9 protein-coding genes and 2 tRNA genes are annotated in these 11,897 nt (G+C 18.3%); 5 read left to right on the top strand and 6 right to left on the bottom strand.

All coding sequences use genetic code 11. The features are described 5' to 3' along the window. Positions 1-433 precede the first annotated feature (433 nt). From corA to rpiA, 4 genes are all read right to left on the bottom strand, one after another. Positions 434-1,384, bottom strand: a complete 951-nt coding sequence (corA, locus tag GJT89_RS00985) for a magnesium/cobalt transporter CorA (protein WP_168894691.1) — start codon at positions 1,382-1,384, stop codon at positions 434-436. 83 nt (positions 1,385-1,467) lie between these two features. Further along, positions 1,468-3,645, bottom strand: coding sequence for a UvrD-helicase domain-containing protein (locus GJT89_RS00980; RefSeq protein WP_168894690.1), 2,178 nt, complete (start codon positions 3,643-3,645; stop codon positions 1,468-1,470). A gap of 50 nt (positions 3,646-3,695) precedes the next feature. Continuing rightward, the gene (gene dapF, locus GJT89_RS00975; RefSeq protein ID WP_168894689.1) at positions 3,696-4,526 is read right to left on the bottom strand and encodes a diaminopimelate epimerase; all 831 of its coding nucleotides are present in this window, start codon (positions 4,524-4,526) and stop codon (positions 3,696-3,698) included. Between the two features lie 23 nt (positions 4,527-4,549). Continuing rightward, the gene (rpiA, locus tag GJT89_RS00970; RefSeq protein ID WP_168894688.1) at positions 4,550-5,212 is read right to left on the bottom strand and encodes a ribose-5-phosphate isomerase RpiA; all 663 of its coding nucleotides are present in this window, start codon (positions 5,210-5,212) and stop codon (positions 4,550-4,552) included. A gap of 227 nt (positions 5,213-5,439) precedes the next feature. Between rpiA and GJT89_RS00965 the strand changes: the two genes are divergently transcribed. The 4 genes from GJT89_RS00965 (at position 5,440) to lysS (ending at position 9,797) form a co-directional block, all read left to right on the top strand. Beyond that, positions 5,440-6,894, top strand: coding sequence for a Do family serine endopeptidase (locus GJT89_RS00965; RefSeq protein ID WP_168894687.1), 1,455 nt, complete (start codon positions 5,440-5,442; stop codon positions 6,892-6,894). A gap of 60 nt (positions 6,895-6,954) precedes the next feature. Then, positions 6,955-7,027 (top strand) — tRNA-Ile (locus GJT89_RS00960). Positions 7,028-7,164: 137 nt separating this feature from the next. Further along, positions 7,165-8,263 (top strand): peptide chain release factor 2 gene (prfB, locus tag GJT89_RS00955; protein WP_168894686.1). Its coding sequence is split into 2 segments (ribosomal slippage): positions 7,165-7,206 and positions 7,208-8,263, totalling 1,098 coding nucleotides; the frame shifts between segments, so codons are not numbered across the junction. Positions 8,264-8,279: 16 nt separating this feature from the next. After that, positions 8,280-9,797 (top strand): lysine--tRNA ligase, encoded by a 1,518-nt coding sequence (lysS, locus tag GJT89_RS00950; protein ID WP_168894685.1) that lies wholly within the window; start codon positions 8,280-8,282, stop codon positions 9,795-9,797. On the opposite strand, the gene tpiA is transcribed toward lysS, so the two are convergent. Further along, entirely contained in the window at positions 9,771-10,562 is a 792-nt protein-coding gene (gene tpiA / locus GJT89_RS00945) for a triose-phosphate isomerase (protein WP_168894684.1), read from the bottom strand. The two genes, lysS and tpiA, sit on opposite strands and share 27 nt — an antisense overlap. 15 nt (positions 10,563-10,577) lie before the next feature. Next, complete coding sequence (locus tag GJT89_RS00940; RefSeq protein ID WP_168894683.1) at positions 10,578-11,330, bottom strand: FAD-binding oxidoreductase; 753 nt, start codon at positions 11,328-11,330, stop codon at positions 10,578-10,580. Between the two features lie 310 nt (positions 11,331-11,640). Here GJT89_RS00940 and GJT89_RS00935 point away from each other — a divergent pair. Then, positions 11,641-11,714, top strand: a tRNA-Trp gene (locus GJT89_RS00935). Positions 11,715-11,897 lie beyond the last annotated feature (183 nt).

Here is an 11,897-nt window from a genome sequence, read left to right as displayed (position 1 = left end):
TACTAAATATAAAATAATTTATTTATATAAATATAAAAATATTATAATTTGTAAAAATTTTTTATAAAAAAATTCATAAATTAAATTTTTATTTTAATAATAAAAATTAGAATAATTATACTTATTAAAGTTAAAGTTATAAAGAACAATAATTAAAATAAAAAGTTAATTTTTTATCAAAAATATAAGTTTTAATATAATTAATAAAATTTTAATAAAAAATTATAATAAATAATTTTTTATAAATTTAAAAATATTTATTTATATATAATTTTTTATATTTTAATACTATAAATATAAACATTAATTTTAAGAAATTTTAATAAAATTCTTATAATTTAAAAATTTTATAAAAAATATAAAAAATAACAATTTGTTAAATTAATTTAATTTATGTTTATACTATAAAATTAGTAATTAGTTATTCATTTATTTATAGCCATTTTTTTCTTTTAAAATAAAAATAAGGAGCTAAAGCTGATATAATCATTATGATGATTGCATATAAATAACCATATTTCCATTTTAATTCTGGTAAAAAAGTAAAATTCATACCATAATTAGATGCTACTAAAGTAGGAGGTAAAAATATTACAGAAACTAATGAAAAAATTTTGATTATTCTATTTTGTTCTATATTAATAAATCCCATAGCAGCTTGCATTAAAAAATTAACTTTTTGAAATAATGATTCATTATGTGGTAATAATGATTCAATATCTCTAGAAATTTCTCTTGCTTGTTCTATTTGATTACTAGGTAATCTAGTTTTTCTCATTAAAAAATTTACTGCTCTTTGTGTATCCATTAAACATAATCTTACTTTCCAACCAATATCTTCTAATTCAGCTAAAGTAGAAAGTGCGTTATCAAATTTTTTATTTTGATGGCCTTTCATAATAATACAACTTAAATATTCTAAATCACTATATATATTTTCTATTTCATCAGCTAATTGTTCAATTTTAGTTTCTAAGAGATCTAATAATAATTCATAAGGATTACCATATATCATTGTATTATTATTAGTACGTATTATATATAAGCGAAAAGTCGGTAATTCTCTTTCTCTTAAAGTATATAATCTATTATTTTTAATTGTAAATGCTACAGTAGTAGTACATGCATGATTATCTTGATCTTTATAAAAAAAGAAAGAATGTATATGTAAACCTTCTTTATTTTCAAAAAATCTTGCAGATGCTTCTATATCTTCTAGTTCTGGACGAGTAACTAAATTTTGTCCAAGCAAATGGTATATTTTTTCTCTTTCATTTTTTTCAGGCTTAATTAAATCAACCCAAATTGCTTCTAAAAAATCATTAGAATCATTTAATTCTAAATTTATTAAATGATTATTATATATTTTAAAAATATTTAACATTACAACTCCTAATAATTTAAAATATTATTTTTAATAAAATTTTTATAGAATTATTTTTTAAAATTTAATCTTAATAAATAATACTATTTTATAACATAAGTTTGTATGTAATTAGACATTATCCATCTTATTTTTTTATTACTAAATTTAATTTGTAATTTTTTATTATCTTTTAATGTTTCTATATTTAGAATAATTCCTTTACCAAAAATTTTATGATAAATATTTTGTCCTATAAAATATTTTTTCTTTTTTAGAACATCATTTTTAAGATATATATTTTTATCTTTTAAATAATTAATTTTTTTAATACAATTTTCTGGTAATTCATTAAGAAATCTTGATGGTATTGAATTTATTTCTTTACCGTATAAGTAACGTTTTTTTGTATAAATTAATGTTAATTTTTTTTTAGCTCTAGTAATTCCTACATATGCCAAACGTCTTTCTTCATTTATATTTTTTTCATTAAAAGATATTTTATTAGGGAAAATTCCTTCTTCCATTCCAATTATAAATACTTTAGAAAATTCTAATCCTTTAGAAGCATGTATTGTCATCATTTGTACAAAATTATAATCACAATTATTATTTTTTTTTTTTACATTAATATCATCAGTTAATAATAAAATTTTAGATAAAAAATCTATCAAATTATTTTTTTTATTATCGTTAAATGAAATATTCATAAAATGATTTGCAGCATTAATAAATTCTTTTAAATTATTTATTTTATTAAAATTATTTTCAAATAAACAATTTTGATTGTACATATGCCATAATCCAGAATTTTTTATAGTTTCTTCAATAATAATTGATAATGATTTTCCAATTATATTTTTTTTTAATTTTTTAATTAAATTAATAAATTTTTTTAATGAATTTAAGTTAATTTTATTTAGATATTTTTTATTTTTTAAGATATAAATACTAGATTGCCATAATGTTAAAAAAAATTTTTCAGATACAAATTTTATAATTTTTAATGTATTACATCCAATTCCTCTTTTTGGAATATTAATAATTTTTTCAAAAGAATTATCATCATTAAAATTAGATATTAATCTTAAATAAGCTAATGTATTTTTTATTTCATTACGTTGAAAAAAATGTATTCCTCCATAAATTTGATAAGGAATAGAAAATTTTAACATAGTTTCTTCTAAAACACGAGACTGAACATTATTTCTATAAAGAATTGCACAATTATTTAATTTTATATTTTTTTTAAAAAAATATTTTTTTATATATTTAGCAATATATTCTGCTTCATCAAATTCGTTTAATGCATAATATATTGAAATTAATTTTCCATTATCTGAATTAGTCCATAATTTTTTTTTCTGTCTAATTTCATTATATGAAATTAATTTATTTGCTGCATTTAAGATATTAGAAGTAGACCGATAATTTTGTTCTAACAAAATTATTTTAACATTATCAAAATCTTTTAAAAAATGATTAATATTTTCTATTTTTGCTCCTCTCCATCCATAAATTGATTGATCATCATCACCAACAAGAACTATTTTAGTATCGTAATGTTTATTATATAACAAAGATATAAATTTATACTGTATATCATTTGTATCTTGAAATTCATCTATTAAAATATTTTTAAATCTTTTTTGATATATTTTTAATATATTAGGATTATTTAGAAATAATTTATACAAACATAAAATTAATTCATTAAAATCAATAACTTCTGTTATTTTACAAAAATTTTGATATTCATCATATATTTTAGATAAATTAATATTATATAAATTATTTTTATAAATTATATTTTTATTATATAAATTATTTTTTAAATTATTTATATAACTAATTATATTTTTTATAGAATAAATTTTGTCTTTTAAAGACATTTTTTTCAAAATTCTTTTAATTAAATTTTTTTGATCATAACTATCTATAATTTGAAAATTTTTAGGTAATCCAGCTTCTAAATAATGAATTCTTAATAAATAATAAGCAAAACTGTGAAATGTACCTATCCAAATATTATTTTTTTGATTATTATTTAATAATATTTTAATTCTTTTTTTTAATTCTAATGCTGCTTTATTTGTAAAAGTTACAGCTAAAATTGATTTAGGAGAACAATTTTCTTTATGAATTAACCATGCAATTCTTCTTATTAATACAAGAGTTTTACCACTTCCTGCTCCAGCTAATATTAATAAATTTTTTCTACTTTCAGAAACTACTTCTTTTTGTTTATCATTTAAATTTTTTAATAAATTTATATTTTTCATTTATTATGAAATCTTAATTAATAATTATATTTGTTAAAATAAAAAAATTATTATAATATTATTTCACCATCATAAATATAGTTAGCATCTCCTTGCATAAATAAATTTTCATTATTACCTTTCCAGAATATTTTTATAATACCTCCAATTAAATTTACTTTTACTTCTTGAGATAAAATTTTTTTTTTAATTCCAATAGCTACAGCCGCACATGCACCAGATCCGCAAGCATTAGTTTCTCCTACTCCTCTCTCAAAAATTCTTAATTTAATATTAGTTACATCTATATATTCCATAAATATAACGTTAATTTTTTCTGGGAATATTTTATTTTTTGATATAAATGAACCTATTAAAGATACCGGAGTATTTTCTAATTTTTTTACTTGAATAACACAATGTGGATTTCCTAATGAAACAACATTAAAATTAATAAATTTATTTTGAAAATAAATTTTATAATTTTTTTTAATTTTTTTAGTTAAAAAAGGAATATTTTGTGGATTAAATAAAGGAATACCCATATTTACTAAAACTTCTTTTTCATTTAAAATATTTAAGTATATTATACGATTTTTTGTACTTAAACATATATTTTTTTTACAAATTAATTTTTTTATTCTTAAATATTGAGCAATACAACGTACTCCATTACCACATTGTTCTACTTCACTACCATCACAATTAAAAATTTGATAATGAAAATCAATATTTTTATTTGATGATAATTTTATTAATAATAATTGGTCAAAACCTATACCTGTGTATCTATCAGATAATCTTTTTATAATTTGATCATTTAAAAAAAATTTTTTTTTAATATTATTTATGATGATGAAATCATTACTTAATGCATGCATTTTTGTAAATTTTATTTTCATATAATTTATATTTAATTTAAATTTTATTTATAATATATGGATACTTTATAATTATAGTTTCCCACTATAATTATATCAGCACACCTTTGTGTAAATAAACCAACAGTAACTACTCCAGGAATATTATTTATATATTTTTCTGTTTGAACAGCATCATAAATATTTAATTTATATACATCTAAAATTAAATTACCATGTTCTGTAATTACATTAGTACGAAGTTTAACTGTAGCTCCTATATATAATAATTTTTTAGTAATAAAATTTTTTGCTGAAGGTATTATTTCTATAGGTAAAGGATGTAATTTACCTAAATTTTTAACATATTTTGATTGATCTATAATACAAATAAATAAATCAGAAAAACTGGATATAATTTTTTCATTAGTTAATGCAGCTCCACCTCCTTTTATCATTTGCATTTTATTATTTATTTCATCAGCACCATCAAAATATATTCCAATTTTATTTATTTTATTAATTTCATAAATATTAAAATTATATTTTTTTAATTTTTCTGTAGAACTTTTAGAAGCAGATACTACTCCTTTAATATTTTTTTTAACAGTAGATAAAATATCTATAAAATAAGATATTGTAGTTCCAGAACCAATACCAATAATACTATTATTTTTAATAAATGTTACTGCAGTTTTTGCTGCAATATTTTTTAATTTATTAAGCATATATATTACTTTATATAAAATAAAGTTTATATTATATTAAGTATAGTAGTTTGTAAAAAATTTTGTATATTATTTATTAATAATAAAATTTTATAAATTACAATTTTTTAATTAAAAAAATTTAAAATTATTAATTAAAAGTAATTTTTTATTATCTACTCAAATTTATATTTTATTTATATAAAATATAAGTTATTTTATAATAAATTTTATTATGAGATTATATAATGAAAAAAATCAAAATTATTTTTTGTTTATTTTTTTTTATTAGTATATGTATAATAGTACCTAAAGATATAAATGCTAAATTACTACCTAATTTTACAAAAAAATTAAATAATAACTATTCATTACCTAGTTTAGCTCCCATATTAGCAAAAGTAATTCCTTCAGTTGTTAATATTGACGTTCAAGGTAGTACATTTGTATATGAATACAAATTACCTTCACAAGTAGAACAATATTTAAGAGAACATTTTTTACTTTGTAAAGAAGGTTCTCCATATGAAAATACTCCTATTTGTGGAAACAATAATAATGTTCTTGAACAAAAGTTTCATTCAATTGGTTCAGGAGTCATTATAAATGCTAAAAAAGGTTTAATTATTACTAATAATCATGTAATCAATAATGCTAATTATATTTCAGTTGAATTAAATAATGGAAAAACTTATGAAGCAAAAATAATAGGGAAAGATCCAAAAACAGATATAGCTTTAATAAAAATTGTAGGAAAAACAAATAATCTTAAAAGTCTTAGAATAGCAAATTCTGATAATTTAAAAATAGGAGATTATACAATAGCAATAGGTAATCCATATGCATTAGGAGAAACTGTTACATCAGGAATTATATCAGGATTAGGACGTACTGGACTTAATATTGAAAGTTTTGAAAATTTTATCCAAACTGATGCTGCAATTAATCGTGGAAGTTCTGGAGGAGCTTTAGTTAATTTAAATGGAGATTTAATTGGAATTAATACAGCCATATTTGCTCCTCATGAAGGTAATATTGGAATTGGTTTTGCTATACCTAGTAATACTGTCATGAATTTAGTTAATCAATTTATTAGATTTGGTAAAATTAAAAGAGGTTCATTAGGAATTAATGCAGTTGATTTAGAACCAGAATTAACAAAAATTTTACAAATTTATAATATAAATAAAGGAGTTTTTGTTCGTGAAATTATAAAAATATCTAAAGATAATGAGTTACAAGTAGGTGATATTATTATTTCATTAAATGGAAAAACTATTGATAGTTATGCTTTATTAAAAGCAAAAATAAGTTCTTTTATTAGAGGTACTGTTGTTAAATTAGGAATTATAAGAAAAGGAACTTTTAAAATAGTTCATGTTAAAATTAAAAATTATAATGATGATAATGATTCTGAAAATATTATTTACTATGGTATTGAAGGAGTATATTTAAATAATATTAAATTAAAAAATAAAATTTATATTTTTAAAAATATTCAAAAAACTAGTGTACAAGTAAATAAAGTTTTAAAAAATTCTCCAGCATCAATAATAGGTTTGAGAAAAGGTGATATAATAATACAGATTAATCAAAAACCTATTAAAAATATAAATGATGTTCAAAAAATTTTAAATAAAAAACCATCATTAATTCTTTTATATATTTTAAGGGGAAATCATAAATTATATTTAATTAATTAAAAAAAATAATAAATTTAATTGAAATAAATTTAAAAATATTTAATACTATAGTTATAGTATGGCCCTTTAGCTCAGTGGTTAGAGCAAACGACTCATAATCGTTAGGTCGTTGGTCCAAATCCAACAAGGGCCAGTGTAATAAATAAATTTTTATTTTAAATCTTTCATATCAAAAAACTTTAATAACTATAATTTTTTAAATAAATAATTTTATTTATAAATTTAAATTTAATATTTCTTGTTTATTTATTTATAAGTTAGGGAAATAAAATGTTAGAAATTTATTTAATAAAAAATAATTTAAAAAAAATAAAAAAAAAAAATATTTTTATTAGGGGGTTTCTTTAATTATATAAAATATAAAAAAAAATTATTAAAAATAAATAATAAACTACAAAATCCTAATATTTGGAATAATATTAATTATATTCTTAATTTAAATAAAAAAAAATCAAATATAGAAAATTTGTTATTTTCTTTAGATACAATTAATCAAGAAATTATTGATATTAATGAATTGATAAATTTAGCTATTGATACTAATGATAAAATAATATTAAAAGAATCTATAAAAATATTAGCTGAATTACACAATAAAATAAATAATTTAGAATTACAAAAAATTTTTATTAAAAAAAATGATAACAAAAATTGTTTTATAGATATCCAATCTGGATCAGGAGGTATAGAATCTCAAGATTGGGCAAAAATAATTATGAAAATGTATTTAAAATGGGCTATACAAAAAAAATTTAAAACTACAATAATTAATGAAACACCAGGAGAAATTATAGGAATAAAGTCAGCAACAATACATATTGTTGGAAATTATGCTTTTGGATGGTTACGTACTGAAAGTGGAATTCATCGTTTAGTTAGAAAAAGTCCTTTTAGTTCTTCCGGAAGAAGACATACTTCTTTTGTTTCAACTTTTATTTATCCGGATATTAAAAAAAATGATAGTATATCTCTTAATACAGAAGATTTACGTATCGATGTTTATAGAGCTTCTGGAGCTGGAGGACAACATATTAATCGTACAGAATCAGCAGTACGTATTACACATATTCCTACAGGAATAGTTACACAATGTCAAAGTAATAGATCACAACATCAAAATAAAAATCAAGCAATGAAACAAATTAAATTTAAATTATATGAATTAACAAATAAAATTAAAAAAAAAAAACAAAAAAAAATTGAACAACAAAAATTTAATATTAGTTGGGGATATCAAATACGTTCTTATATATTAGATGATTCAAGAATAAAAGATATGAGAACTGGTATAGAAATTAATGATGTAAATTTTGTACTTAATGGTAATATAGATAAATTTATTCAAGCTAGTTTAAAATTAGGTTTATAAATATAGGATTTTTATTATGTCTGAAAATAAATATTTTTTAAATAAAAGTATTAATAATAATGAAGTAAAGTTTCGACATAAAAAATTAATAAAATTAAGAAAAAAAAATATTGCTTTTCCTAATAATTTTAAAATTAATGTTACATGTAATAATATATATCAAGAATTCAATAATAAAAATTTTTCTTTAAAAGATAAAAAATTATTTCGTATTGCAGGACGTATAGTAAATTTAAGAATTATGGGTAAAGCTTCTTTTATTAATATTCAAGATTATACAGGAAAAATACAAGTTTATATATCTCAAAATAGTATATCTGTTGAGAAATATAAAAAATTTTTAAAAGAATATAATATTGGAGATATTATAGGTATAATTGGTAATATTTTTAAAACTAAAACTAATGTTTTATCAATTTTTTGTACAAAAATTTATTTATTAACAAAAGCAATTAGACCATTACCTAGTAAATATCATGGGTTACAAAATAAAGAAATAAGATACAGAAAAAGATATTTAGATTTAATTGTAAACGAAAAAACACGTAATGTATTTAAAATAAGATCTAAAATTATATTAAATATTCGTAATTTAATGAATGAAATGAATTTTATTGAAGTTGAAACTCCTATGATGCATAATATACCTGGAGGAGCTTTAGCAAAACCTTTTATAACACATCATAATACATATAACATAAATATGTATTTACGTGTAGCACCTGAATTATATTTAAAACGTCTTGTTATTGGAGGTTTTAATAAAATTTTTGAAATTAATAGAAATTTTCGTAATGAAGGTATTTCTACTCAACATAATCCTGAATTTACAATGATGGAAATGTATGTAGCATATTTTAATTATAAAGATTTAATGATTTTATTTGAAAATTTATTTAAAAAAATATATAAATCAATATTTAATAATTCTTTATTACAATACAATGGTATTGTTTTTGATTTAAATAATAAATTTAATATATTAACAATGAAAGAATCTATTGTCTTTTTTTATCCAAATTTTTCTTTAGATAATTTAGAAGATATTAATATTTTAATAAAAATTAGTAATTCATTAAACGTTAAAATAAGTAAAAAATGGAGTAAAGGTAAAATTATTTCCGAAATTTTTGACGTAAAAATTACTAATAAAATTATAGAACCAACTTTTATTACAGAATATCCTGTTGAAATATCTCCTTTATCAAGAAGTAATGATTTAAATCCTTTAATTACTGATAGATTTGAATTTTTTATTTGTGGAATGGAAATAGCAAATGGTTTTTCTGAATTAAATGATCCTGAAGAACAAAAAAAAAGATTTAAACAACAAGATAATTTAAAAGAAATTAATAACACTAAAAAAAATAATATTTATAAAAATTTTTATGATCAAGATTATATAGAAGCATTAGAATATGGTTTACCTCCTACTGCAGGTTTAGGATTAGGAATTGATAGATTAGTTATGTTATTTACTAATTCTCAATCTATAAGAGATGTAATTTTATTTCCTATGTTGAGACCTCAATAAATTTATTTCTTTTTCAGCTTTTTTAACTAAAAATATAAAATTTTCTATTGTTAAAGAAGCTTTTCCTACTAATAAACCATTAATATTTTTTATTTTAAATAAATTATGAATATTATTCTTATCAATAGAACCACCATATTGAAAGATGATATTATCGGATATTTTTTGATTTATAGATGAAATATATTTTTTAATAAAATTAATAGTTTTTTGTATTTCAAATATATCTGCAATCTTACCAGAACCAATAGCCCAAATAGGTTCATAAGCTATAATAGTATTATAAAATATTTTAACATCACATATTTTTAATATAGCATTAATTTGATTAATAAAAATTTTTTCTGTTTTATTTTCATTTTTTTCTTCTTTTGTTTCTCCAAGACATAAAATCGGAATTAATCCATTTTTTTTTGTTAAGACAAATTTTTTAGCTATAAAATTATTATTTTCATAATGATTTATTCTTCTTTCTGAATGACCAATTATTACATATTTTACACCTACATCTTTTAACATATCTATAGATATTTCACCAGTAAAAGAACCAGTTTTATGAATATCTACATTTTGAGCTACTAGGTCTATTGATGTATTTTTTATATAATTAAATATATAATTTATATATACATATGGTGGAGCTATTGCTACTTTACAAAAATATAATGAATTACTGATTTTTTCTTTCATTATATTTATATTTTTTTTTATAAAATTAAAATTTCCATGTAATTTCCAGTTTGCAATAATCAAAAATTTTTTCATATTTTTCCTTATAATTTACCAGTATTGTTCTGATGTAATATTTCCACTTTTATTAATAAAATTTCTAGATAAATTTTTATTTACTTCTAATATTTTTCTTGTTTCTTTTATCATATTTGGATTACCACATAACATTATGTGACTATTATTTTTATGAATTTTTATACCAATTTTTTTTTCTAAATCTCCACTTTGAATTAAATTAGGAATATAACCATATAAAATAGAATTATTTATATAACTATTTCTAGTTAAAATAATTTGTAATATAAATTTATTTTTATATTTTTTCTTAATTTTCTTAATTATATATAAATAATTAAAATCATTTATATATCTAATAGTATGTACTAAAATTATTTTTTTAAATTTTTTAAAACAAATACCATCTTGTAATATTGAAAGATAAGGACCAATACCAGTACCTGTTGATAACATCCATAAATTTTCACAAACTTTAATATTATTTAAAGTAAAAATACCTGAAGCATTTTTAGATATCATAATTTTATCATTAATTTTTAATTTATATAAATATGGAGTAAATTTACCGTCTTTAATATTAGAAATATAAAATTCATAATTTTTATCTTTTGGAGAATTTATATATGAATATATTCTTTGTATTTTTTCACCGTTGATTCTTAAAGCTAATTTTGTAAATTGTCCAGCAATAAAATTATTAACTTCGGCATTTAAAATAATACTAAATAAATTTTTTGTCCAATATTTTATATCTTTAATATTACCTATAATCCATTCTGTCATATTTAATCCTTAAATTTTATTAAAATATTATATTTCTATACTAGAATAGAATTTTTATAAAATAAATTAATAATTATATTTTTATAATTTTTAAAAATTTTAATAATAATTTTTATTTTTTATAAAATAAAAATATAAATTTTAATTTATTATTTTTTCATATTTTTTATAAAAAATTTATGTTATTATTTAAGAAATTATTACTTTATATTATATATAAATTTTTAATTTTAATAAATTTATTTTAGAAAAATTTTATTAAAAATGTATTATTTTAAATATTTTTTATTTAAATAATATAAATAATTTAAGGGGTGTAGTTTAATTAGGTAGAATATTGGTCTCCAAAACCAATGGTTGGGGGTTCAAATCCCTCCACCCCTGAGTAATAATTATTATTTTTTTAATTATATAATTTTTTATAAAATATATATTATATGTTAATATAATAAATAATTATATATAAACATATAATATATATTATTTAATAATTTCTATTATTCTAGAAAAATTTAATAACATATCAAATACAAAATCATATCTTCTAATCTTAAGAATTTAAATAAA

This window comes from Enterobacteriaceae endosymbiont of Donacia versicolorea (assembly GCF_012570965.1).
Lineage (GTDB): Bacteria > Pseudomonadota > Gammaproteobacteria > Enterobacterales > Enterobacteriaceae.
The sequence above is the reverse complement of the archived record's forward strand: the minus strand, read 5'-3'. Positions and strand labels throughout refer to the sequence as shown.